The organism is Achromobacter deleyi (assembly GCF_013116765.2).
Classification (GTDB): Bacteria; Pseudomonadota; Gammaproteobacteria; order Burkholderiales; family Burkholderiaceae_B; genus Achromobacter; species Achromobacter deleyi_A.
Genome location: NZ_CP074375.1, coordinates 3,068,573 through 3,091,787, shown reverse-complemented (window position 1 = coordinate 3,091,787; position 23,215 = coordinate 3,068,573). Strand labels below are relative to the sequence as shown.

Below are 23,215 nucleotides of genomic sequence, written 5' to 3'. Positions count from 1 at the left end.
CACTGAAATGCAAGTTATTCTGCTCGAAAAAGTCGTCAACCTGGGCAACCTGGGTGAAGTCGTGCGTGTGCGTGATGGCTACGCCCGCAACTTCCTGATTCCCCAGAAGAAGGCACGTCGCGCAACCGACGCCGCCCTGAAGGAATTCGAAGCCCGCCGCGCCGAACTGGAAAAGGTCCAGGCCGAGAAGCTGGCCGCTGCCCAAGCTCTGGGCGAGCGCATGAACGGCTACCAGCTGAAGATCGTCCAGAAGGCTGGCGTCGACGGCCGTCTGTTCGGCTCGGTCACCAATGCCGACATCGCCGAAGGTCTGAAGAAGGCTTCGTTCGAAGCCGTCGAAAAGGCCCAGGTGCGTCTGCCCAACGGCCAGCTGAAGGCTGTTGGCGAGTTCCCGGTCCAGGTTGCTCTGCACGCCGACGTCGTGGTCGACGTCACGGTCCTGGTCGAAGGCGAACTGTCCTAAGCCGGTACCCGCGGTAAAAAGAAGCCGGCCCGCGCGCCGGCTTTTTTTCTTTTCGCCCCTTGGATCTTGCGTGCTTTCTTGCGGCCGGCACGGCCCCGAGCTTCATGCTGCTGTTTGCAGAGGACCTCTTGACTCATCCGCCCGTTCATCAAAACGCGCCGCCTGGCCTGCGAGCCTGGCTCGACAATGTGGACGCATCGCGTGAACCGTCGGTGCGGGATGTGACGATAGATGGCGTGCGCTGCATCATCAAGCGCCGCCGGCCCGGCATCGGCCGGGGCGTGAGCTATGCGCTGCGCTACGCGCGCGCCTTGTTCCTGGGCATGGGCTGCAAAGTCTTCCTGGGCGAGTTCCCGCGGCCCGGCGTGCTGTTGCGTAACGGCCTGGCCCATGAAGGGCGAAGGCTGAGGCAACTGCTGGAGGCCGGCTGCCGCGTGCCCGAGGTATGGTGGCAGGAGCAGGGCCTGCTCGTCCTGGAATTCGTGGGCGAGGACCTGGCCTACCTGATCCGCAAAGAGGACTCGACCTCGCGCTTGTGGCTGACGCGCGCGGCTGCTACCGATCTGGCCGCTTTTCATGCCCGGGGCATGTGGCATGGCGGGGCGCAGATCCGCAACGTCACGCTGCGCGACGGCGAGATGTGGCGCATCGACTTCGAAGAGAACATCGGCGCGACGCTGTCGCGCCCGCTCGCGCAGGCCTATGATCTGTTCCAGATGCTGGCCTCGCTGGTGTCTTTGCGTAAATTGCCGGATGGCGATGCCAGAACGCTGGGTAAACTGGCCCTCGACGTTTACCTCGAGTGCAACCCCGACCCCGAAGTCAAAGCCCGCCTGACGCGCCTGACGCGCGTTCTGTGCGGCATTGCGACGCCCCTGCGCCCCGTGCTGAGCCGTTTTCCCTCGCGCGACGTCCAGGGGTTTTTCCGCGTCGCGGACATCCTGCAGCCGTTACTATTGAAGTCATGAATACACCCGCCGATCCCCAGCTTGAATACCTGCGCGTTCCCCCCCATTCCATCGAGGCGGAGCAATCGGTTCTGGGCGGCCTGCTGCTGGACAACACCGCATGGGACCGTATCGCCGACGTCCTGGTGGAAGAAGACTTCTACCGCCATGACCACCGGCTGATCTGGCACCACATTGCCCGTCTGATCGGGCTGGCGCGCCCCGCGGACGTGATCACGGTCAACGAGTCGCTGATCAGCGCCGGAAAGGCCGAGGACGCGGGCGGCCTGGCCTATTTGAACGCCTTGGCGCACAACACGCCGTCGGCCGCCAACATCCGGCGCTACGGCGAAATCGTGCGCGAGCGCGCCATGCTGCGCAAGCTGGTGTCGATCGCCGACGAGATTTCCTCGGCCGCCTTGAACCCGCAGGGCAAGGAAGCCCGCCAGTTGCTGGACGAGGCCGAATCCAAGGTCTTCCAGATCGCCCAGGAAGGCTCGCGCGGCGCCGCGGGCTTCCAGGAGATCCAGCCGCTGCTCACCCAGGTGGTCGAACGCATCGACGAGCTCTATCACCGTGAAGGCAGTTCGGATGTGACCGGCGTGCCCACCGGGTTCACGGACCTGGACAAGATGACCTCCGGCATGCACGGCGGCGACCTGATCATCGTGGCCGGCCGCCCGTCCATGGGCAAGACCTCGTTCTCGATGAACATCGGCGAGCACGTGGCTATCGAGCAGGGCCTGCCGGTGGCGGTGTTCTCCATGGAAATGGGCGCGGTGCAGCTGGCGATGCGTATGCTGGGTTCGGTAGGCCTGCTGGATCAGCACCGCATGCGCACGGGCAAGCTGATCGCGGAAGACTGGCCCCGCGTGACGCACGCCGTGCAGCTCATGCAGGACGCACAGGTCTACATCGATGAAACGCCCGCGCTCAGCCCCATGGAAGTGCGCGCCCGCACGCGCCGCCTGGCGCGCCAGTGCGGCCAGCTCGGCCTGATCATCATCGACTACCTGCAGCTCATGTCGGGCAACGGTTCCGGCGAGAACCGGGCAACCGAAGTGTCGGAAATCAGCCGCTCGCTCAAGGGTCTTGCGAAGGAACTGAACTGCCCGCTGATCGCCCTGTCGCAGCTCAACCGAAGCCTGGAACAGCGCCCCAACAAGCGTCCCGTGATGAGCGATTTGCGCGAATCCGGCGCTATCGAACAGGATGCCGACGTGATTCTGTTCATCTATCGCGACGAGGTCTACAACCCCGATTCGCCGGACAAGGGCACCGCCGAGATCATCATCGGCAAGCAGCGTAACGGTCCGATCGGCACCGTGCGCCTGACCTTCCAGGGTTCGAGCACGCGCTTCCTGAATTTCTCGGGTGCGCAAAGGCCGGACATGTATTGACCGGCAGCCGCCCGCTTCCATAAAAAAACCGCGCCGTTCATTCGGGCGCGGTTTTTTTATGCCAGAAAAGCTCAGGCGTCGGTCTCGGGTCGTTTGCCGAAGCGCGCCGCAAGCACGCCGCAGACCATGAGCTGGATCTGGTGAAACAGCATCAGGGGCAGCACGATCGCACCCACGGCATGGCCGGCGAACAGCACCTGCGCCATCGGGATGCCGCTGGCCAGGCTCTTCTTGGAGCCGCAGAAGAGCAGGGTGATGCGGTCTTCGATGCTGAAGCCGAACAGGCGGCCGGCCAGCGCCGACAGGCCCAGCGCCAGCGCCAGGATGACGGCGCAGCAGACCAGCAGGCCGAGCAGCGCGGGGATCGGGGTCGAGCTCCACAGGCCCTCGTTGACGGCCTCCGAGAAGGCCGTGTAGACCACCAGCAGGATGGAGCCCTGGTCGACGAACTTCAGCATGGCCTTGCGCTTGTGGACCCAGGCGCCGATCCAGCGGCGCGCGAATTGGCCCAGCACGAAAGGCAGAAGCAGCTGCAGCATGATCTTGCCGACGGCGTCGAACGAGATCGGCGCGCTGCCGGCATTGGCCACGACGGTGCCGACCAGCAGGGGCGTCAGGAAAATGCCCAGCAGGCTGGAGGCGGATGCGCTGCACACCGCGGCGGGCACGTTGCCGCGCGCCATGGACGTGAAGGCAATGGCCGATTGCACCGTGGCCGGCAGGCAGCACAGAAACAGGATGCCCAGGTAGAGCTCGGGCGTGACCAGCGGTTCCAGCACCGGCTTGAGCGCAAGGCCCAGCAGCGGGAACATCAGGAACGTAGCGGAGAAGATGGTCAGGTGCAGCTTCCAGTGCGTCAGGCCGGCGATGATGGCCTCGCGCGACAGGCGCGCCCCATGCAGGAAGAACAGAAGGCCGACGGCCACGTTGGTGATCCAGCCGAATATGACCACGCCTTGCCCGTGCGCGGGCACGATGCTGGCGATGATGACGGTGCAGATCAGGTACAGGGTGAAGCGGTCGGGCAGGAGTCGGACAAGACGGGACATGAGGGGCGAAGGGAAGTCGGAAAGCGGCGGCGCGCGGTGCGCGCCGGAAACGGGGCGTATTGTAGACCCGGGCCGGCATCGGCCCCTTGCGGGCAGGCGTCAGTGTCCGTGCGGTGAGGCGGGCGGGAGGCTTTTCGTGTTCAGGGCGTCATCGCCAGCGCCAGGTCGAACGCCGCAACCAGGGATGCCTGGTCGGCCAGGCCCTTGCCGGCGATGTCGAACGCGGTGCCGTGGTCGACGCTGGTACGCACGAAGGGCAGCCCCACCGTTACGTTCACGCCATGGTCCAGCCCCAGGTACTTGACCGGGATCAGGCCCTGGTCATGGTATTGGGCCACGACGATGTCGAATTCACCACGGCGGGCGCGCATGAAGATGGTGTCGCCGGGCCAGGGGCCGCTGGCATCGATGCCAGCGGCGCGAGCCGCGGCAATGGCGGGTTCGATGATGTCGATGTCTTCGCGGCCGAACTTGCCGCCTTCGCCCGCGTGCGGATTCAGGCCCGCGACGGCCACGCGCGGCTGCGCGATGCCCATCTGCCGGCAGGCGCGGTCCGCCAGCCGCATGGCGGTGAGCTCGGCCTCGGGCGTGATGCGGGCGATGACGTCCGCCAGCGCCACGTGGATGGTCACCAGCAGCACGCGCAGTTCGTCGTTGGCCAGCATCATCGCGAAGTCCTGCGTGGCGGACCGTTCGGCCAGGATCTCGGTGTGGCCGGGGTAGTCGATTCCGGCCTCGTGCATGGATTTCTTGTTCAGCGGGGCAGTCACGATGGCGCGGATGCGGCCGGCCTGGGCATCGTCGATCGCTGCGCAAACGTAATCGTAGGCGCCGCGCCCTGCGCTGGCGCTGATCTGCCCGACGGGCAGATCGGGCGGCAAGGCCGGGCTGCAAGCGACGACATTGATGTGGCCCGCATCCGGGCGGGCCTGGCCTATGCCGGCAATTTCGACCACTTCCAGGCGGGCCCCCAATTGAGCCGCTGCCCGGCGCAGCGCGCCCGCGTCGCCATACACCACGCACGGCGCGTTCAGGCCCTGCGCGTAAGCCTTGACGATGATCTCGGGACCGATGCCGGCGGCATCGCCCATGGTGATTCCCACGGGCAGGGTCGTGTTCATGACGGGATGACGCCGCATTCGAAAGTGACCGTGGCACGCTTGGATCCGAGGCCGGTCGCGTGGTTGGACGTGATTTTCGGCTTTTGCAGCTTGCGGCCGATGGACTGGCAATACTGATCGGCGCGCTGCATGGCCTGGTTCTTGATTTCGACCCAGGTCAGCAGCTGCGTGCCGGAGCTGTAGGTGACGCTGTAGGTGTTCTTGTCGACGGACGTGACTTCGCTCATGCTGGAACAGGCGGTCAGCAGAGTGAGCAAGGCGGCGGCGGAGGCAAGGCGTGCAAGCATGAAGGATCCAGGATTCGCGACAGGCTTCATTACACCACCATGTTGCGCGGGGAGGAAAGGCAGGCCGGCCGAAGGCGGGCTTTCAGGGCGCGCCGACGGCGCTGCGGCGGTCGACCTTGCGGCTGAGCACGATGGAAGTCTGCGTCTGCTTGACGCCATCGATCAGGCCGATGCGGTCCAGCAGTTCGTCAAGCTGTTCGTGGGTCTCGCAGCGCAGGAAGATGAGGTAGTCATAGGGACCGCTGACCGAGGAAACTTCCTCCACCTCGGGCATTTTTTCCAGCTCTCGGATCACTGCTGCCGGCGTCTTGGGCAGCACGCTGATAAAGCAATAGGCGCGCACCGCCGCCTCTTCCAGCAAGCGGCCCAGGCGCACCCCATAGCCCGCCACGATGCTCTCGCGCTCCAGCCGGGCGATGCGAGCCACCACCGTGGTGCGGGCCAGGCCCAGCTTGCGCGCCAGGATGGCCGCGGGTTCGCGCGCATTGGCCTGCAACAGGCTGAGCAATTGCCGGTCGATGGCGTCGAGTCTTTCGTTCATGCGGTGGGCGATGGCGTTGAGCCGGATGGCGGGAGTGCCGACGGTACAGGCGCGGGCCTGTCCGCGTCAATGCGGCGATGCTAGCCGTCGGACTCCGGCGGGATGCCGCCATGATAGATGCGCCCGTCGAACTCGAAGCGCGTGATGGTCTTGTGCGCGGCATCGAAGATGCGGTCGCGGCTGGCATCGTCCAGGCCGTCGTGGTCGGCGAAGCTGAAACGGCACAGGTCGATGTCGCTGTCGTAGAACGCGCTGTGCACGAACCGGCTGACATCGGACTCATGCGCGAAATGCGCGAATTCGCGCAATTGCTCCATCTCGTGGAAAGAGCCGTTGCGGCTGATCAGCAGCATTCCGAACTTGCGCTCTTCGTCGGCCATCGGTTCCGGCGCGGGCGGGGCGCCGGAGGCCAGCGGGTCCGTGCAGTCGAAGTGCGCGCCGACTTCGCGCATGGCGGCCAGCACCCGCTGCCACTCTCGTTCATCCAGAGTCAGGCGAGCCATCATGTAGAACAGCCGCTGGCGGCCCAGCGACCTCGGCTCCGGGCCGCCGACATAGCTGGGCCACGGGGTGGCCGCGTCCAGTCCAGCCAGTTCAGCCATCCGGGCGTCGCTGTATCCCAGCCTGTCCTGCAGCCGTTGCATGGACTGGGCGTTCGGGGGGGCATAGTTCTGGATCGTTTTCATGAACGCGCTCCGATTGCACCAGGCGCCCTGGGGCGGGGGCCGGTGACGTGCGCCGCGGTGCCCTTGCGGCTACGCTTCATGCTAGCGCGCCCCTGTGCGCTTGCCTAGCGGCGGGCCCCTCCAGCCCACGCCCGCTGCCTGGCCGGGCGCCATGCTAGGATTTGCGCCGACTTTCATAGCCAGGAGGCTTTCATCATGGACATCCAGGAACAAATCGCCGTTATCGTGCACACCATTTCGCATCAGGGCGGCCGTATCGACGCGCTGAATTCCACGCTGTTGTCGATGCTGCATCTGGTGAAGGGTTCGCCGGGCTTGCGCGAAGCAATCGAAGCCCAGCTGGAGCAGAACTATTCCAGCTTGCTGGCTCGTTCCGAGAACCCGCAGTACGTGGCCGGCTTTGAGAGCGTGCGCGACATGATCGTGGGCGCCCTGAAGTAATCCGCGTGGCCGAAGTTACCCACAGCTTCTGTGGACAAGCCTTGGGATAGTACGGGCATAGATCCGCAAATTCCTTTAATTACAAAGACTTGTCGGGAGCGGTCAAAGGTGGCTCCAATTGCGTTGGAGCATGCCCATTTCCAAGGATCGGCACGGGATGGGCAAGCCGGGTAATATGCGGCCCCATGCGGAATCAGTATTCATTGGATGGCCGGAGCGTTGCGATGGCGGCTCGCGTTTCGGAAGCGGCAAAGCTGGCGGCGTTCGACCCTGGCAAACTCTCCCCCGAGGCTCGCGAGAGCTGGGAGCGCATGGGGCATGGCTTCAAGGCCTGGCACGATTTCGACCAGCGTCACCCCATCCTGCGCCGTCTGGCGAGGCTGCCGTTCATCGGTGGCCTGTACCGCAAGGCGCGGCGGCGCCACGTCCTGCGGGCCAGCGGCAAGCTGGTGTTCTGAGCAGCCTGCCGGCTAACGCCGATGCCGGGTATACAGGAAATACGCCAGCCAGATGGCCACCCCGATTGCGGCGGCCACCGCCAGCTTGGTTTCGACGCCGTGCAGGCGTCCAAGCAGGGACTCGATCGTCTGCCCGAAGGCATAGCCCAGCAGGCTGAAGCACAGGGCCCAGACGGCCGCGGCGATGGCGTTGAGCACCAGGAAGCGCAGCGGCGATACCCGGGACACGCCAAGCGCCACCGGACCGACGGTGCGCAGGCCATACAGGAACCGCAAGGCCAGGATGAAGCCGTGCGGATAGCGGTCGATGGCGGACAGGGCCTTCTCGAAGGCGGGCTTCTCGCGGATGCGCCGGACGTAGCGGTGCTCGCGATAGCGGCGGCCCAGGTAGAACAGCACCTGGTCCGCCAGGAACGATCCGGCGAAGGCGCAGAGCACCACGTACGGCAGGTGCAATAGGCGCTGGTGCGCCAGGAAGCCGGCGAACACCACCACGCTTTCGCCTTCCAGGAAGGTCCCGCCAAACACGGCCCACAGGCCGTAGTCGACGATGAATTGATGCAGTTCCTGATTCATCCCGCCCGTTCATCCACGATGCGCGCCAGCGTCAGCAGCGCCCGCGAAAGGTCGGGCGTGGTGCGTTGTCCGCAGCTGATGCGCAGGAAGTGGTTGTAGCGGGGGCTGTTCGAGAACATGGCGCCGGGCGCGACCCGTATGCCTTGCCGCAGCGCGGCCTCGAAGACATCCATGCCTGAGCGGCCATTGGGCATTTCCACCCATAGCAGCATGCCGCCTTGCGGCACGCTCAGGCGAGTGCCCCGCGGAAAGTGCGCGGCAATGGCCTCCGCGGTCTGGTCGCGCTGGGCCTTCAATTGCCGGCGCAGCCGCGTCAGGTGGCGGTCATAGGCGCGCGAGCCCATGAATTCCGCTACTGCTATCTGTGCGAGCGGTTCATTGGGACGGCTTTGCGCAAACTTCAGCATGGCGATGCGCGCCTTCCAGCGGCCGCCCAGCAGCCACCCCAGCCGCATGCCCGGAGCCAGAGTCTTGTGCATCGACGAGCAATAAATGACGTTGCCGGTCGCGTCCCAGGACTTGGCCGCGGCCAGCGGCGTGTCGTCGTCGGTGAGCGCGCCGTAGGTGTCGTCCTCGATCAGCGGCACCTGCTGGCGCTCGCACAGGGCCACGAGCCGGGCCTTTTGCGCATCGGGCATGACGCAGCCCAATGGGTTATGGAAATTGGGCACGACGACCACGGCGCGGATATTGCCGTGCGTCTGAAAGGCCAGATCCAGGGCCTCTATGGACAGGCCATGCTGGGGGCTGGTGGGAATCTCCAGCGCGCGCATGCCCAGGCTTTCAAGAATCTGCAGCAGGCCGAAATAGGTGGGCGATTCCACGGCGATGGTGTCCCCGGGCCGCGCGACGGCGCGCAGGGCCAGGTTCAGGGCCTCGATGCAGCCGTGCGTAACGATGACGTCATCGGGCGTGGCGTTGATCCCGTTGGCCAGCGCCCGGCGGGCCAGCACGCCGCGAAGGTCCGGATGCCCTTGCGGCGGCACCGGACTGACCAGCACCTCTGGCGACTGGCGCAGCGCGCGCGTCATCGCCTGCTTGAGCTCTTCCATCGGATAGGCTTGCGGCACGGCCGCCGCCAGCGCGAAGTTGGCGCTGACCGGATGCGCTTCGCACTTCGCGATGAAGTCCGACACGCGGTCGTGGATGCCGACGTACTGCGCCGCATCCAGTGTCCGGTGGATGTCGGGTTCGCTGACCGGGGGGATGCTGTTGCGCCGGGGCTTGAGGACGAAGTAACCGGAGCGGGGCCGGGCTTCGATCAGTCCGTCGTCTTCCAGCTGGCGGCAGGCTTGCAGCGCGGTCGAGAGGCTGACGTGATGGGTGCGCACCAGGGTGCGCACGGAGGGCATGCGCTGGGCGGGGGCAAGCACACCGGTCTGGATGGCGCGCCGGTAGTGATTGGCCAGGCGTAGGTACAGCGGTTGTGGGTCCATGCGCCGATCTTGCTCCCCGAGGTTGGAATGAGGGTAGGCACAGATTCAGGAAAAGTACACCATAACAGCGACAAAATCGAGCCTCTGCATCGGTACAGAAAGGCAAATTGTGTGGCTGTTGCGCAGAGCAGGGCACGCGTAGCCTGTCATTGTCCGATTGGAGATGATCATGGCCCCACATACCGCCCCCGACCTGCCGGCCCACCGCCTGGAAATCGCGCCTGGCGCCAGCAGGCTGCTTGCCTTGCGCGCCGGCGCCGCAGTGATTTGCACCGAAGGCAGCGTGCGCGTCGAAGAGACAGCAAATGGCTCGGAAGCCGCGGGGGGCCTGCATCGCGTCGTATCCGCGAGGGTCAACGCGGGTGAAGTCCATGGCGTGGCCTACGGGGGCTCGGTGCGCCTGACGGCTATCGGCGGCGCGCAGGTGATCTGCCTGGATGCCGAAGGCTCCGGCAGCCGATTTTTCCGCCAGGCAACCGCTCTTATTCAAAGAATCTTGCCGAAAAACAGAAATAACAGCCTCGGTGCGCTGCACAAGATTTCAAAATGAGGTATGATTCACACATCAGACGCGGGGTGGAGCAGTCTGGCAGCTCGTCGGGCTCATAACCCGAAGGTCGTAGGTTCAAATCCTGCCCCCGCAACCAGTTTCAAGCAGGACCCGGATCGTCCGGCAGCGCGTCAAAAAACGTGTTTCCGCATGGTCCCTCCTTAAGAAAAGCCGCGACACTGTCGCGGCTTTTTTTCGTCCGTCCCTTGCCCTGGGTCAAACCATTGCTCCAGTCCGGAGTTTCCCGGGTGTCCCTGTCCGCACAGGGCTGCCACCCTGAGCTACCATGGGTCACGCGCGCTAGTTTGCCGCACACGAGGAGGGTCCATGGGAACAGCAAAATACGATCATCCCGGCTATGTCGCCGACACTGGCGCTGAAGGCAAATACCACGTGGGCATCTGGTGCCCCCACGGTTATCCCGCCCATATCCACATCGGCCGTCCCGCCGAGCGCGGCGACCCTCAAGCCCTGCTGCGCTTGCGGATACCGGACGGTGTCTTCCAGTCCTTGCCCGATGATCCCGAAACGCTCTGCCGCCGCGCGCTGGGCCAGGCCCTGGACGCCGGGCTGTTGCGGTCGGTCTCGGTGGATGGCGAGTACCAGGAGCTCCGCTTCCAGCTTGACGCCGAGCCCTGGTCCGGGCCGATGCAGTCCGCCGCAAGCGCCTGAGGCGAAAGTTACCCACAAGGACTGTGGACAAGCCTTGGGATAGCCTCTGCGCATGTCCGATTTGTCCCGCAATAACAAAGGCTTGGCGACTGCGGTCAAGAAATGGCCGCCGCCGGGTCTTTTTTGTTGCCGCCCGGTTGGAGCCGTGACCCTTTTTCACCTGGGGGTGGCTGGACCGGGGAGGGGGCGGTCCCGGATTTGCCGCGGCCATCATGCGACAATCCCATCCCCTGAGGCCTGCGGGCCGCCCGTCCATTCTTCCATTCGTCCGTTTTGCATGCACCCTGCCTTGCCCATCCCTCGTGCTGTCATGAAGGCGGCGGCGCCATGAGCCTGTCCGCCAGGCGTGTCGCCGTCATCGGAGGCGGGCCGGCCGGCCTGATGGCCGCGGAAGGTTTGAGCGCCAGCGGCGTGCAGGTCGACGTGTACGACGCCATGCCTTCGGTCGGACGAAAATTCCTGATGGCGGGCCGGGGCGGCTTGAACCTGACACATAGCGAGGCGGCCACGCCCTTTCTGGCCCGCTACGGCGATCGTGCCGGGTTCGTGGCGCCTTGGCTCAAAGTCCTGGATGCCGACGGCTTGCGGGACTGGGCGCATCGGCTGGGCATCCAGACGTTCGTGGGATCGTCGGGGCGCGTGTTTCCCCAGGAAATGAAAGCGGCTCCGCTGCTGCGGGCTTGGCTGGCCCGCCTGCGGGCCGCCGGCGTGCGCTTCCACATGCGGCACCGCTGGCTGGGTTGGCCCGGAGACGTCACGCCTTGCGCAGGCGCGCTGCGCTTTGACACACCGGATGGCGAGAAAACCTGTACGGCCGATGCCGTCGTGCTGGCCTTGGGCGGCGGCAGCTGGGCCAAGCTGGGATCGGACGGAGCCTGGGCTGCCGGGTTGCAGGCGCACCATATCAAGGTGGCGCCGCTGCGTCCCGCCAATTGCGGTTTTGATGTTTCATGGTCCGATCACTTCCGCGAGCGATTCGCGGGACAGCCGGTCAAGTCCGTGTCCATGGCTTGCGGCGGCCAGGCCCGGCAAGGCGAGTTCGTCATTTCCGAAACCGGCATCGAAGGCAGCCTGGTCTACGCGCTGTCGGCACCGCTGCGCGACCAGATCGACGCCCAGGGCCGAGCCGTGGCCATGCTGGACCTGGCGCCGGACTGGCCACAGGAAAAGGTCATGGCGGCGGTCACGCATCCGCGCGGCGCGCGCTCCATGTCCAGTCATCTGCAGAGCCGGCTGGGGCTGACCGGGGTCAAGGCGGGCTTGCTGCGCGAATGCGCCACGGCGGACGACTTCCGCGATCCGGCGCGCCTGGGGCTGCGGATCAAGACGCTGCCGCTGGTGTTGACGCGGACGCGCCCGATCGACGAGGCGATCAGCACTGCGGGCGGGGTGTCATTCGAAGGATTGACTGCCGGGCTGATGCTCAAAGCCGCGCCGGGCGTCTTCTGCGTGGGCGAGATGCTGGATTGGGAGGCGCCTACAGGCGGTTACCTGTTGACCGCATGCATGGCCAGCGGCGTGGTCGCCGCTACCTCCGTCATTGATTTTCTGGGCGCCCGGCCCTGAGCCGGGCGCGGAAGCGGCCGGAGCGTCAGGAACCTTGCGGATGGGGCGCCATGCCCAGCGGCGCTCGTGGCGCCAGGTCTCCGACGACGTGCCCCACGACGGGGGGGGCGCCTTCCGGTTGGGTGATGATGCCGATGACCCGCGTGATGGCGCTGGCCGGAATGGCGGTGCCATGGGCCGGGTCTTGCACCAATTGCCAGATCGTGGCGCTTGCGGCGCCGGCGTCCCCATCTACCAACTCCGTGGAGTCCAGGCAGCTGCGGGCAAAGAAGGACCAGTCCGAAGCACTACAAGGCAAGCCGTGTGCCGTGGCCAAGCGGGCCAGGGCCAGAGGTGCATCCGCCTGACTCGCCGCGTGCTGGGCGGCGGTGCCCAGCGATACGTCCAGCGACAGCAACCGGAGAAACTCTACGACATTGTCCGTGTTCATCATGGGGTCTCCTGTGAGGGCTGTTCTGGTCGACCGCCGGCATCGGGTGCCGGTTGCCTGGCGTGTCAGCCGGGGCCTTGACCCAGCATCGATACCAGCGATTGTTTAAGGCGCGGCGAAAAAATTGGTACCGTATGCGATACGCCGCTGCGGTCTACACCCTCTTTGAGTTCGACCGATTGCCCAAGGAAAATATCCGGTGCTGCGCCGATTTCGTTGTAGCGGGCCAGCAATTCGTTCACGTGTTCTTGCGCGTCCGCAAGGGTGCTGCTGGCCGCCAGCTTGCCGGCGGCGTGGGCTTGCAAAATTCGATGCAGATCGTCGATGAACAGCGCCAAAGCGGCCTGTCCGCGACATTGAGGTTGTTCCCAGCCCCAACCCTGAGGGCCGGCGCCAGCATTCTGCGATACATGTTTCTTGGTCATTTGCGCATCCTAATCCATTGCCGGCAAATACGCGACAGGCGTGGACGGCCCGGAAATGTCACCGGCCCGTAAGGGTGGTGACCGTTCTTCTTCGCTGCTGTTACAAGCTGCGGCGACGCGCTAGTACCTGAACCGGCCGGGCGCTGGCGGGTTGGGCGGCCCCTGCGCAAGTTGCGGCCTTTGCGGTATGCTGACTTCGGTTCCTACGCTCAGACAGGAGATGTTTATGAAGAACAGAGTCTTTCTCGTCATGTTGCTTTCGATTGCCGCGCTTTCGGCGGGTTGCAATACCGTCGCAGGGGCTGGAAAGGACATCCAGCGCGGCGGGGAAAAGATCGAAGGTGCTGCGGAAAAGAAGTAGGCCACCACGCCCGGCTGCCGCTCTGACGGCTCAAGGCCACGCGAGAAATGTTCCGGCATTTCCGGCGTGGCCTTTTTGTGGCCGCTGGCATAATCGCGGGAGTCCGAATACCAATGGCGGGAAGAATCATGCGCAAGTCTGTGTGGGTGGGTGTAACGTTGACGGCCTTGTTGGCCGGCTGCGCGAGCAAGGGAGTCTATGAGGTGGAATCGGTGAAGAAGGACACCTTCAGCGTCGATACAAACTACCAGGCGGCCTTCCGTCGTGCCGGCGAGTATGTGCGGACCTGCCATGCGCTTGTGCAACATGCCTATGGCGTGTCGTACGCATGGCGTCACACCATCGGCGAGAAGGGCGCCCCCGATGAAATCAAGGTCTTCAAGGTGGGCGAACCCGCCACGGTGCTGGAGCTGATTTCCGCAGAGGCCGATGGCCCCGCCAAGTCCAAGGTCACCGTGACCGTGCTGGGCGAAGGGCGCTGGGACGAGGCGGAGATCGCGGCGGCGCGCAAGTCCATCCAGAGCGCCACCCCCGTGTGCCGCAGCGCCAACGGCGGCTGACGCATGGATCCCCGCGCCCAGCAGATACGCGCCAGCGGCATGCCGTTCTTGCTGTTCTCGGGGGCGTTCCGGTTCCTGGGGTGGCTCAATGGGGTTGCCGCCCTGATTCTGGTTGGATTCTCATTGGGTGTGGTGGGCGGCGATATCGCCGCGCCCGACCTCCAGATTCCCCTGGCCCTGCTTCTGGCGGGCCTGTTGGCGACCTGCCTGGGATTGCTGTTCGCCTACCTGGCGCAGGTCAGCCTGTTGCGCCAGGGCTACAGCGGGCACCTGACGCGCAGGCACTGGCCGGCGCAGATGTTGGCGGTGATTTGCTATCTGATCAGCGCGCTGGCCTTCTGCGCGGCCTGCTGGCTGGCGGCAGGGCAGGCGGTCTCCGACCCGCCACAAATGACATCCTACGCACGGCGTTGATTTGCAAGGGTAAACCCTTGTGCGCAAAAATGTTGGACTTGAAATAGTGTTGGGAATAATATGCGCACTGCGTATATAAACCTCTTTCTCGGGGCCCGTCATGACCATCTCCCAGCAAGCCTTCCTGCGCGACGCCATGCGCCGCCTGAATCTCACCCGCGACGTGTTCGCCACCCGCATCGGCGTCAAGCGCCGGGCGCTGGATACATGGTTGTTGCCTGAAGGCTCGCAGGAATTCCGCGCGATGCCGGAAGTGGTGCAGCGTTTCGTCAGCGAAATCGTGCAAAACGGGGTATTGCTCGAAAAGTATACGCAGAGCGTACAAGAGGGGCCCTTGCGCGACCGCATCGCCGTGGAAGGCAAGCACCAGCTGCTGTCCGTGGACCAGTTCACCCGCGAATCCGTCGAAGACCTGTTTCGCGTGGCCGACATGATGCAGCCCATCGCGCGCCGCCAGAAAGTGTCGCGCGTGCTGGAAGGCGCCGTGCTGGGCAATCTGTTCTTCGAGGCAAGCACCCGCACGCGCGTCAGCTTCGGATCCGCATTCTGCCGGCTGGGCGGCTCGGTGTGCGACACCACCGGGTTCACGTTCTCTTCCATGGCCAAGGGCGAATCGATCTACGACACCAGCCGCGTCATGAGCGGCTATGTGGACGCCATGGTGATCCGCCATCCGGACCAGGGCTCGGTCGCGGAATTTGCGCGCGCGACGAACATCCCCGTGGTCAATGGCGGCGACGGTCCTGGCGAACACCCCAGCCAGGCCTTGCTGGACCTGTACACGATCCTGACGGAGTTCTCGCGCCTGGGCAAATTGCTGGACGGCGCGCACATTGCCATGGTCGGCGACCTGAAATACGGCCGCACCGTGCATTCGCTCATCAAGCTGATGGCGCTGTACAAGAACGTGAAGTTCTCGCTGGTGTCGCCCAAGGGCCTGGAAATGCCGACCTACATCGTCGAGCAGGCCAGCCGCAACGGCAACATCATCGAGCAGAAGTCCTCGCTGGCCGAAGGCCTGGCCGGCGCCGACGTGATCTACGCGACGCGTGTCCAGAAAGAGCGCTTCGCCAATGAAGAGAACGAGGGCTACACGCCGGACTTCCAGATCAGCCGTGCCATCATCGACGCCTATTGCAGCCCCGAGACGATCGTGATGCATCCCTTGCCGCGCGACAGCCGCCCGGGCGCGAACGATTTGAGCGTGGACCTGAACCATGATCCGCGTCTGGCCATCTTCCGCCAGACGGACAATGGCATTCCGATTCGCATGGCCATCTTTGCGGTTCTGCTTGGCGTGGAAGGTCTGGTGCAGCATTCGCTGCGCGACGTGACGTGGCAGCATCCGTCGCATGTCGGGCCTGACGATTCCGTGTTCCACGGCCTGGAATAACGGCATCTTGTCCCAGGGCAAGACCGTATCGACGGCCTTGCCCTGGGGGAATTCAAGCATAATCCGCGCTGGCTTTTCCTGTCGCGTGTCGCTGTAAGACACGCCATGCAGTCCTTGGCGGATGATCTTATGTCTTCGAGCAGTACTGGTGTTCCATCTTCCTCGCCTGGCGCTGATGCCGTAGCCGGTCAAGCGTGCTACCTGAGCGCGTCCAACACGCAGGCCTGGGTAGCGGTCTACCAGTCAGTCGACGCCTACACGCGCGGCCAGGTCGCGGCGGTGGTGGCTGACAGCGCCACGCAGCTGGTGGACGCGTTCTATTCCACCTTGCTCGCCGACGCCGAGGCCGGCCCGCGGCTTTCCCACGAGATCGTTTCGACCCGCCTGCACAGCGGCATGATGCGCTGGCTCAAGGGGCTGCTCTGTGTGCGCGATCAGGGCGACATCGTCGATCTGCTGGCCACGCAGAAGAAGGTGGGCGAAGTGCATGCCCGCGTCCATATCCCGATCCATCTGGTGATGGCCGGCGCCCGCATCCTGAAGAACGAGATCGCCCTGCGCCTGCGCGCGAGCGATCTGGACGGCACGGCCGCATCCGTGGCCACGCAATACGTATGCAATCTGTTCGATCTGGCGATCGAGCAGATGAGCCGCGCGTTCATGCGCGATATCAATCGGGGCGCCCGCAACGACGAGGCCTACCGGCTGTTCGCCCTGGGGCAGAACATTTCCACCGAACGTGAACGCCAGCGCGCCGCATTGCTGGAGTGGAGCCAGGCCGTGCTGATCGGGCTGCACTACCGGGCGCCCGAGCAGGCCCTGCCGCGCCTGGCCGCCTCCGAATTCGGCTTGTGGCTGCAGCACAAGGGCGGGGTCCTGTTCGAAAGCGCGCCGGCCTTGCGCCAGATCACCGAAGCGGTTGCGCGCCTGGACGATACGGTGTTGCCCCAGATGATGCTGGGCGATCCCGACGGGCAGAATTCGCTGCCGGACCAGGTCCGCGAATTGCAGGAGCTGGTGGCGCGCATCAAGCATCTGCTCAATGGCCTGTTCGACATGGTGGCCGAGATCGAGAGCGGCAGCGATCCTCTGACCAACGTGCTGAACCGGCGCTTCCTGCCGTCCGTGATCGGCCGCGAAATATCGATAGCCCGGCGGCAGCGCACGGATTTCTCGGTGTTGTTGCTGGACATCGATCATTTCAAGGCGATCAACGACGAGCATGGCCATTCCGGGGGCGACCAGGTGCTGCGACAGTTCGCCGAGGTGGTGCACCAGGCGTGCCGGTCCAGCGATTTCGTCTTCCGCTATGGCGGCGAGGAATTCCTGGTGGTGCTGGTGGATACCGGACAGGAGTCCGCGCTGGCCACGGCCGAGAAACTGGGCGCCGAGATCCGCCGGCACCGTTTTTCCATAGCCGACGCCGGCGCGCTGCACGTCACGGCCAGTATCGGGGTGGCGACTTTCGACGGGCACCCGGACTATGCCTATCTGATCGATCGCGCCGACAAGGCGCTGTACCGCGCCAAGCAGGCCGGTCGCGACCGCAGCGTGGCGGCATGAAAAAGGCCGCCCCGGAAAGGGCGGCCCGATCTTTACCGGCCAGGCGCAGAAAGGCCTATACCTTTTTCTCGCCGCCCAGGGCCTCGACCAGTTCGGCCATCATCTTGGCCAGTTCGCCGGTCATCAGCATCATGTCGGAATCGAACTTCTCGTCGTCGTTCGCGGCCATGCCTTCGTTGCCTTCCTTCAGCACGTCCAGCGGCGCCACGCGCTTGACGTCCAGGCCTTCGGTCAGCACAAAGGACACGCGGTCGGCCCAGGTCATGGCCAGGCGGGTGCATTGCTTGCCCGACTGGATATGGCGGCGCACGTCGTCGGCATCGATGGAGTGCTTCACGTAGCGGATGGCCGCGCCGCTTTCTCCGGAAGAGCGCAGCTCGGTGTCCTGGTCAATGCTGAAGTTGGACGGCGCTTCGTCTTCGGCCAGCCAGCCGGTCATCGCGGACGCGGGCGATTGGGCCACGTACAGGTTTTCCAGGGGGAACGGGTCCACGCACTTGGCGAGCAGGCCGATGACTTCATCCGCCTTGGCCGAGGCGGCCGCGTCGATGACCAGCCAGTGGTTCTGCGGATCGATCCACACGCGCGTATCGCGATACACGCTGAAGGCGCGCGGCAGGAGCTCGTCCGTGACGCGTTCCTTGATTTCCTTCATCTGCTTGCGGCCAGGCTTGTAGCCTTGCTGCTCTTCGATCTCCTGGGCGCGCGCCTTGGCGACCTGGTTCACGACGGTGCCGGGCAGAAGCTTTTTCTCTGCGCGCAGGCTGAGCAGGATCTGCCCATTGACGACGTGCGCGAGCCCGCCGTTTTCGCGCGGCGGGACCCAGCCCAGGCTTTGCATTTCGACGTTGTTGCCGGCTTGATAGGCGTGCCGCGCCAAAGTCTCTTCAAGCTGCTCGCCGATCAGAGTCCAGGGCGAGGAGAGGCGGTAAATCTTGAGATTCTTGAACCACATGAGCGTCGGCCAAAAGGGTAGATTCTATACGACGCGGCGGCTTTGCCGAAGTGCTTCCATGCGGCCGATGGAGGCGACACGATCTGTCACTGACACGGGCGGGGCTATCCGGTAATGTCCGGCGCACCAACGTGGAATTGGAGAGAAAACATGAAGATCATTGGCGCGATCCTGATCGTCCTGGGCATTGCCGCCCTGGCCTACAAGGGCTTTAGCTACAAGTCCGAGGAAACGGTGCTGCAGATCGGCTCCGTGAAGGCAACCGCCGAAACCGAGAAGTCGGTGCCGATTCCCACGTGGGCGGGCATTGCCGCGATCGTGGCCGGCGTGGTGGCGATCGGCGTGGGCATGCGTCGCTGATCGCGGCGCGGTTGCGCTGCCCGAAGATGGCGGCCGCGTCGCGGCCGCCATTTGCATTTGCGCGACCGAACTTGCGCGCCCGAAAAAAAAGCGGCCCGGCTCAATAAAGAGTCGGGCCGGTACGGGAGCACACAATACCGCGTCATAAAAGGCTCGCGGGGAACGCGGTATCGGTGTCAGAACACTAGCCCTGCAATCGCCTGACAGGGGGATCAATCGTCAGCCGATCTGGCGCAAGGCCGTAATCTGAGCGCCCAGTCTAATGGCGGGGGTCTGACATGGTCCTGAAAGTGCGGCCCCCATTCGCATAAAAAAAAAGCTCCATAAGGAGCTTTTGAAAGGCCGGGCAGGCGCAGCAGTCCCACCCGGCGGGGGATGGTCGGTTAGGCGTTGATGTCGTTGTCCTTGGACTCGCGCACGAACAGCGTGCCGATGACCAGGGTCATGACCGCGATGATGATCGGATACCACAGGCCGTCGTAGATGTTGCCGGTGGCTGCCACCACTGCGAATGCGACCGGAGGCAGGAAGCCGCCGAACCAGCCGTTGCCGATGTGGTAGGGCAGGCTCATCGACGTGTAGCGGATGCGCGTCGGGAACATTTCCACCAGCATGGCTGCGATCGGGCCGTAGACCATGGTCACGTAGAGGACCAGGATCGTCAGCAGCACCACGACCATGACGTTGTTGGTCTGGGCGGGATCCGCCTTGGCCGGGTAGCCGTGGCTGCGGATTGCCGTGGTCAGCGCCTTGTCGAGTTCGGCGGCCTTGGCCTTGAAGTCGGCCGGGGCCATCGACTTGCCGTCGAAGGAGTTGAACTCGTCGTTGCCGATCTTGACGCGGGCGAGCGAACCCGCCGGGGCGGCTTGGTTGGTGTAGTTCACCGAGTTGCGGGCCATGAACGACTTCACCACGTCGCAAGAGCTGGTGAACGAAGCCGTGCCCACGGGATTGAACTGGAACGAGCAGGTCGAGGGATCGGCGATCACGGTGACCGGGGCGGTGGCTTGCGCCTTTTCCAGCGCCGGGTTGGCGAAGTGCGTGAGACCCTGGAAGATCGGGAAGTAGGTCGCGGCGGCGATCAGGCAGCCGGCCATGATGATGGGCTTGCGGCCGATCTTGTCGGACAGCGCGCCGAAGATCACGAAGAACGGCGTGCCGAGCAAGAGCGCGACGGCGATCATGATGTTGGCGGTGTTCGAGTCGACCTTCAGGGTCTGCGTCAGGAAGAACAGGGCGTAGAACTGGCCCGTGTACCAGACGACTGCCTGGCCGGCGGTCAGGCCCAGCAGCGCCAGGATCACGACCTTCAGGTTCTTCCATTGGCCGAACGATTCGGCGATCGGCGCCTTCGAACCCTTGCCTTCTTCCTTCATGCGCTTGAAGGTGGGCGATTCATTCAATTGCAGGCGGATCCACACCGAGATGCCCAGCAGCACCACCGAGATCAGGAACGGAATGCGCCAGCCCCAGGCTTTGAATTCGTCTTCGCCCATGAACGTGCGGATGCCCAGAATGACCAGCAGCGACAGGAACAGGCCCAGGGTCGCGGTGGTCTGGATCCAGGACGTGTAGAAGCCGCGGCGGCCGTGCGGGGCGTGTTCGGCGACGTAGGTCGCCGCGCCGCCGTACTCGCCGCCCAGCGCCAGGCCTTGCAGCAGGCGCAGGATAATCAGGATGGCCGGAGCGGCCATGCCGATGCTGGCGTAGCTGGGCAGGATGCCCACGAGGAACGTCGACAGGCCCATGATCACGATCGTGACCAGGAAGGTGTATTTGCGTCCGACCAGGTCGCCCAGGCGGCCGAACACCAGCGCGCCGAACGGCCGCACGGCGAAGCCGGCCGCGAAGGCCAGCAGCGCGAAGATGAAGCCCGCGGTCGGGTTCACGCCGGAGAAAAAGTGTTGGGCAATGATGGCCGCGAGCGAGCCATATAGATAAAAGTCGTACCACTCGAATACCGTGCCGAGCGATGACGCGAAGATGACCTTGCGCTCCTCCTTGGTCATCGGACGCGGTTCCGCGGATGGACCGCGGCCTGCCATGGTAGTTGTGCTCATGATGTCTCCTCGTTTTTTGGCCGGCGGTTCTCCACCGTGCTTGACCCTCCGCCGGCGAGACCGACATCGAGCTAAGCGTCACATTGGGGGCCGAGGCTGACGAGGTTCTGACGGGACCCTTACCCGAATCTTAAAATTGAAACAAATAGTAAGTTTTCCGTGGGGGGCTAGGGATAGTCCTTAGCCGTCCTGCGGGTCCGCCGCTTGCGAATACAGAGGAAAAGCCACGCGGATGCGGGTGCCGGGCAAGTCGGAATGCTCGGTCGGGTGGTCGCTGATCACGACGCTGCCCTGATGCTTTTGCGCGATCTCGCGCACGATGGCCAGCCCCAGCCCGCTGCCATCCGACATCGTGCCCAGCACGCGGTAGAAGCGGTCGAACACGCGTTCGCGCTCTTCGGGCGGGATGCCGGGGCCGGAGTCTTCGACCTCGAGCACGCCTTGCTCGTCGAGGCTCAGGACACGCACCGTGATGTGGCCGCCGCGCGGCGTGTAGCGCAGCGCGTTGTCCACCAGGTTGTTGAGCAGTTCGGCCAGCAGCAAGGGGTTGCCATTGATTTCGACGGGAGTGTCCGATCCCTCGAAGCCCAGGTCCGTGCTGAGCGACAGCGCCAGCGGAACCCATTGCATGGTCTGCTCGTAGGCGATGGCGTTGATGTCGGTGCGCGTCAGTCCGATGGCGCTGGGGTTCTCGGCGCGAGCCAGCAAAAGCAATTGGTTTACCAGCCGGGTCGCGCGTTCCGACCCGGTCACCAGCTGCCGCAGGCTGGATTGCATTTCCTCGGGGCTGGCATCGCGCAGCGCCAGTTCCGCCTGGGTCCGCAAGCCGGCCAGCGGTGTTTTCAGCTGATGCGCCGCATCGGCCACGAAACGGCGCTGCGCCTGGACGTTGGCGGACAGGCGGTCAAGCAGATCGTTCATGGCCGCCACCAGCGGGGCGATCTCGGACGGCGCGGCGCGCTCGTCGATGGGGGAAAGGTCGTCGGGCCGGCGGGCCCGCAGCCGCTGTTGCAGCGCATTCAGCGGCGCCACGCCGCGCGACAGGCCGAACCACACCAGCAGCACGGCGATCGGCAGCACTACGAACTGCGGAATGATCACGCCCTTGATGATGTCGTTGGCCAGCTGCGTGCGCTTTTCCACGGTTTCCGCCACGATCAGCAGCGCTGGCTGGGTATCCGGAAGATGCAGGTCCACCCATGTGAACGCCAGCCGGATTCCGAAGCCGCGCAGCGTGTCGTCCTCGTACTGCACTTCGCCGGGCCGGGGCTGGCCGACCGTGGCGGGCAGGGGCAGGGCGCGGTCGCCGCCCAGATATTCGCCGCGGCTGCCGAGGACCAGCCAGAACACGCTGTCGGTTTCATCGGCGCGCAGCACGTCGCGCGCGGCGTCCGTCATCTTCAGTACGGCGCGGCCGTCCTGGGCGTGGACTTGCCGCGTCAGCACATGGAGGTTGTTGGCCAGCGCCCGGTCGTAGGGGACGTTGGCGATGTTCTGCGCGACCACATAGGTGATCGCGACGCTCATCGGCCACAGAAGGAACAGCGGCGCCAGCATCCAGTCCAGGATCTCGCCCAGCAGGGAACGCTGCGGCGGCGCGAAGCTCGGGCCCTTGGCCCCGGCTTGCATGACGTCCAGGGCTTCCTGGTTGAGCTGCTCTGGAGGCGCGGGCTCAGCTTGCGAGGTACGCCGCACCCTGGTCCCGCTCAAGACAGTAGCCCAGGCCCCGCACGGTGACGATCTTCACGCCGCTGGGCTCGAGCTTCTTGCGCAAGCGATGCACATAGACCTCGATGGCGTTGGTGCTGACTTCTTCGCCCCATTCGCAGAGGTGGTCGACAAGCTGGGTCTTGCTGACCATGCGGCCGCTGCGGGTCAGAAGAATTTCAAGCAGGCTGACTTCGCGGGCGGACAGGTCCAGGGTCTGGTCGTCGACGATGGCCACGCGGCCCGTCTGGTCAAACAGCAGCCGCCCGTGCTTGATCATCGTGGCGCCGCCGCCGGCGCCGCGCCGGGTCAGCGCCCGCACCCGGGCCTCGAGTTCGGACAGCGCGAAGGGCTTGGCCATGTAGTCGTCCGCGCCCAGATCCAGGCCTTTGACGCGCTGCTCGATGCTGTCGGCGGCGGTCAGGATGAGTACGGGCAGGGCGGAGTTGCGGGCGCGCAGGCGGCGCAGCACTTCCAGTCCGGCCAGCTGGGGCAGGCCGAGGTCCAGGATGAGGAGGTCGAATGCCTGGGCGGCCAGCGCGGAATCGGCCGCCAGCCCGTCGCGCACGGCATCCACGGCGTAGCCGTTGTGGCGCAACGAACGGGACAGGCCGTCGGCCAGGATGCTGTCGTCTTCGGCGATCAGGATACGCATGGGCTGCTGCAAGAAGGGTACCCCGCGCCGCGCGCTTGCCGCCTCTTGCGGGGCGCTTTCCGCCTTGGGGCGGCCCGGCGGCGGAAAAGGGGGAAAATACCGGGATCTCTCCTGCGATTCTGTCATATGGCGCCGTGGT

The 23,215-nt window shown here is 64.9% G+C and carries 27 protein-coding genes and 1 tRNA gene; 15 read left to right on the top strand and 13 right to left on the bottom strand.

Features of this window, described 5'->3' with window-relative positions; translation table 11 throughout:
- Nucleotides 1-7 precede the first annotated feature (7 nt).
- The 3 genes from rplI (at nt 8) to HLG70_RS13875 (ending at nt 2,810) form a co-directional block, all read left to right on the top strand.
- Nucleotides 8-463 carry a 50S ribosomal protein L9 gene (rplI, locus tag HLG70_RS13885; RefSeq protein ID WP_171663311.1) on the top strand — a complete coding sequence of 152 codons (456 nt, stop codon included), beginning with the start codon at nt 8-10 and terminating at the stop codon, nt 461-463.
- Between the two features lie 128 nt (nt 464-591).
- Complete coding sequence (locus HLG70_RS13880) at nt 592-1,431, top strand: RIO1 family regulatory kinase/ATPase domain-containing protein (protein WP_171663416.1); 840 nt, start codon at nt 592-594, stop codon at nt 1,429-1,431.
- On the top strand, nt 1,428-2,810 hold the full coding sequence (locus tag HLG70_RS13875) for a replicative DNA helicase (RefSeq protein ID WP_171663310.1): 1,383 nt from the start codon (nt 1,428-1,430) through the stop codon (nt 2,808-2,810). The genes HLG70_RS13880 and HLG70_RS13875 overlap by 4 nt, the downstream gene beginning before the upstream one ends.
- A gap of 71 nt (nt 2,811-2,881) precedes the next feature.
- On the opposite strand, the gene HLG70_RS13870 is transcribed toward HLG70_RS13875, so the two are convergent.
- The 5 genes from HLG70_RS13870 to HLG70_RS13850 form a co-directional block, all read right to left on the bottom strand.
- Nucleotides 2,882-3,859, bottom strand: coding sequence for a bile acid:sodium symporter family protein (locus HLG70_RS13870; RefSeq protein ID WP_171663309.1), 978 nt, complete (start codon nt 3,857-3,859; stop codon nt 2,882-2,884).
- A gap of 140 nt (nt 3,860-3,999) precedes the next feature.
- Nucleotides 4,000-4,980: a 4-hydroxythreonine-4-phosphate dehydrogenase PdxA gene (gene pdxA, locus HLG70_RS13865; protein WP_171663308.1), complete on the bottom strand. Its 981-nt coding sequence runs from the start codon at nt 4,978-4,980 to the stop codon at nt 4,000-4,002.
- A complete protein-coding gene (locus tag HLG70_RS13860) occupies nt 4,977-5,267 on the bottom strand; it encodes a hypothetical protein (protein WP_171663307.1) in 291 nt (96 codons plus the stop codon). Before HLG70_RS13860 ends, pdxA begins: the two co-directional genes overlap by 4 nt.
- An 82-nt stretch (nt 5,268-5,349) precedes the next feature.
- Nucleotides 5,350-5,808: an Lrp/AsnC family transcriptional regulator gene (locus HLG70_RS13855; RefSeq protein WP_171663306.1), complete on the bottom strand. Its 459-nt coding sequence runs from the start codon at nt 5,806-5,808 to the stop codon at nt 5,350-5,352.
- Nucleotides 5,809-5,888: 80 nt separating this feature from the next.
- On the bottom strand, nt 5,889-6,494 hold the full coding sequence (locus tag HLG70_RS13850; protein ID WP_171663305.1) for a hypothetical protein: 606 nt from the start codon (nt 6,492-6,494) through the stop codon (nt 5,889-5,891).
- A gap of 195 nt (nt 6,495-6,689) precedes the next feature.
- Here HLG70_RS13850 and HLG70_RS13845 point away from each other — a divergent pair, with 195 nt between their 5' ends.
- Together HLG70_RS13845 and HLG70_RS13840 are read left to right on the top strand one after the other, a co-directional pair.
- Nucleotides 6,690-6,935: a hypothetical protein gene (locus tag HLG70_RS13845; protein ID WP_171663304.1), complete on the top strand. Its 246-nt coding sequence runs from the start codon at nt 6,690-6,692 to the stop codon at nt 6,933-6,935.
- Nucleotides 6,936-7,159: 224 nt separating this feature from the next.
- Nucleotides 7,160-7,393 carry a hypothetical protein gene (locus tag HLG70_RS13840; RefSeq protein ID WP_171663303.1) on the top strand — a complete coding sequence of 78 codons (234 nt, stop codon included), beginning with the start codon at nt 7,160-7,162 and terminating at the stop codon, nt 7,391-7,393.
- A 12-nt stretch (nt 7,394-7,405) separates the two neighbouring features.
- Here the strand turns inward: HLG70_RS13840 and HLG70_RS13835 are convergent, their stop codons facing one another.
- Complete coding sequence (locus tag HLG70_RS13835; protein ID WP_171663302.1) at nt 7,406-7,969, bottom strand: DedA family protein; 564 nt, start codon at nt 7,967-7,969, stop codon at nt 7,406-7,408.
- Entirely contained in the window at nt 7,966-9,405 is a 1,440-nt protein-coding gene (locus tag HLG70_RS13830; RefSeq protein WP_171663301.1) for a PLP-dependent aminotransferase family protein, read from the bottom strand. Before HLG70_RS13830 ends, HLG70_RS13835 begins: the two co-directional genes overlap by 4 nt.
- Before the next feature lie 169 nt (nt 9,406-9,574).
- Between HLG70_RS13830 and HLG70_RS13825 the strand changes: the two genes are divergently transcribed.
- The 4 genes from HLG70_RS13825 to HLG70_RS13810 all read left to right on the top strand — a co-directional run bounded on the left by HLG70_RS13825 (nt 9,575) and on the right by HLG70_RS13810 (nt 12,193).
- Entirely contained in the window at nt 9,575-9,955 is a 381-nt protein-coding gene (locus HLG70_RS13825) for a hypothetical protein (protein ID WP_171663300.1), read from the top strand.
- A gap of 20 nt (nt 9,956-9,975) precedes the next feature.
- Nucleotides 9,976-10,052: transfer RNA gene (locus HLG70_RS13820), tRNA-Met, on the top strand.
- A 230-nt stretch (nt 10,053-10,282) separates the two neighbouring features.
- Nucleotides 10,283-10,627: a hypothetical protein gene (locus tag HLG70_RS13815; protein WP_171663299.1), complete on the top strand. Its 345-nt coding sequence runs from the start codon at nt 10,283-10,285 to the stop codon at nt 10,625-10,627.
- 327 nt (nt 10,628-10,954) lie between these two features.
- Entirely contained in the window at nt 10,955-12,193 is a 1,239-nt protein-coding gene (locus HLG70_RS13810) for a TIGR03862 family flavoprotein (protein ID WP_171663298.1), read from the top strand.
- Nucleotides 12,194-12,218: 25 nt separating this feature from the next.
- Here HLG70_RS13810 and HLG70_RS13805 read toward each other — a convergent pair whose 3' ends face one another.
- Both HLG70_RS13805 and HLG70_RS13800 read right to left on the bottom strand, forming a co-directional pair.
- Complete coding sequence (locus tag HLG70_RS13805; protein ID WP_171663415.1) at nt 12,219-12,623, bottom strand: hypothetical protein; 405 nt, start codon at nt 12,621-12,623, stop codon at nt 12,219-12,221.
- A 65-nt stretch (nt 12,624-12,688) separates the two neighbouring features.
- The gene (locus HLG70_RS13800) at nt 12,689-13,048 is read right to left on the bottom strand and encodes a hypothetical protein (RefSeq protein ID WP_171663297.1); all 360 of its coding nucleotides are present in this window, start codon (nt 13,046-13,048) and stop codon (nt 12,689-12,691) included.
- Between the two features lie 226 nt (nt 13,049-13,274).
- On the opposite strand from HLG70_RS13800, the gene HLG70_RS13795 reads away from it, so the two are divergent.
- The 5 genes from HLG70_RS13795 to HLG70_RS13775 all read left to right on the top strand — a co-directional run bounded on the left by HLG70_RS13795 (nt 13,275) and on the right by HLG70_RS13775 (nt 17,339).
- On the top strand, nt 13,275-13,409 hold the full coding sequence (locus HLG70_RS13795) for an entericidin A/B family lipoprotein (protein ID WP_171663296.1): 135 nt from the start codon (nt 13,275-13,277) through the stop codon (nt 13,407-13,409).
- A gap of 128 nt (nt 13,410-13,537) precedes the next feature.
- Nucleotides 13,538-13,969 carry a BPTD_2524 family lipoprotein gene (locus HLG70_RS13790; RefSeq protein ID WP_171663295.1) on the top strand — a complete coding sequence of 144 codons (432 nt, stop codon included), beginning with the start codon at nt 13,538-13,540 and terminating at the stop codon, nt 13,967-13,969.
- Between the two features lie 3 nt (nt 13,970-13,972).
- Entirely contained in the window at nt 13,973-14,383 is a 411-nt protein-coding gene (locus HLG70_RS13785) for a hypothetical protein (RefSeq protein WP_171663294.1), read from the top strand.
- A 100-nt stretch (nt 14,384-14,483) separates the two neighbouring features.
- Entirely contained in the window at nt 14,484-15,776 is a 1,293-nt protein-coding gene (locus HLG70_RS13780; RefSeq protein WP_171663293.1) for an aspartate carbamoyltransferase, read from the top strand.
- A 129-nt stretch (nt 15,777-15,905) separates the two neighbouring features.
- Complete coding sequence (locus tag HLG70_RS13775; protein ID WP_171663292.1) at nt 15,906-17,339, top strand: diguanylate cyclase; 1,434 nt, start codon at nt 15,906-15,908, stop codon at nt 17,337-17,339.
- Nucleotides 17,340-17,394: 55 nt separating this feature from the next.
- On the opposite strand, the gene HLG70_RS13770 is transcribed toward HLG70_RS13775, so the two are convergent.
- Nucleotides 17,395-18,294, bottom strand: coding sequence for a recombination-associated protein RdgC (locus HLG70_RS13770; RefSeq protein WP_171663291.1), 900 nt, complete (start codon nt 18,292-18,294; stop codon nt 17,395-17,397).
- Between the two features lie 150 nt (nt 18,295-18,444).
- Between HLG70_RS13770 and HLG70_RS13765 the strand changes: the two genes are divergently transcribed.
- On the top strand, nt 18,445-18,654 hold the full coding sequence (locus HLG70_RS13765) for a hypothetical protein (RefSeq protein WP_171663290.1): 210 nt from the start codon (nt 18,445-18,447) through the stop codon (nt 18,652-18,654).
- Nucleotides 18,655-19,037: 383 nt separating this feature from the next.
- Here HLG70_RS13765 and HLG70_RS13760 read toward each other — a convergent pair whose 3' ends face one another.
- The 3 genes from HLG70_RS13760 to HLG70_RS13750 form a co-directional block, all read right to left on the bottom strand.
- Nucleotides 19,038-20,699: an MFS transporter gene (locus HLG70_RS13760; RefSeq protein ID WP_419144819.1), complete on the bottom strand. Its 1,662-nt coding sequence runs from the start codon at nt 20,697-20,699 to the stop codon at nt 19,038-19,040.
- Between the two features lie 195 nt (nt 20,700-20,894).
- Nucleotides 20,895-22,271: a sensor histidine kinase gene (locus tag HLG70_RS13755; protein ID WP_171663414.1), complete on the bottom strand. Its 1,377-nt coding sequence runs from the start codon at nt 22,269-22,271 to the stop codon at nt 20,895-20,897.
- 115 nt (nt 22,272-22,386) lie between these two features.
- Nucleotides 22,387-23,076, bottom strand: coding sequence for a response regulator transcription factor (locus tag HLG70_RS13750; protein WP_006225021.1), 690 nt, complete (start codon nt 23,074-23,076; stop codon nt 22,387-22,389).
- Nucleotides 23,077-23,215: the final 139 nt, after the last annotated feature.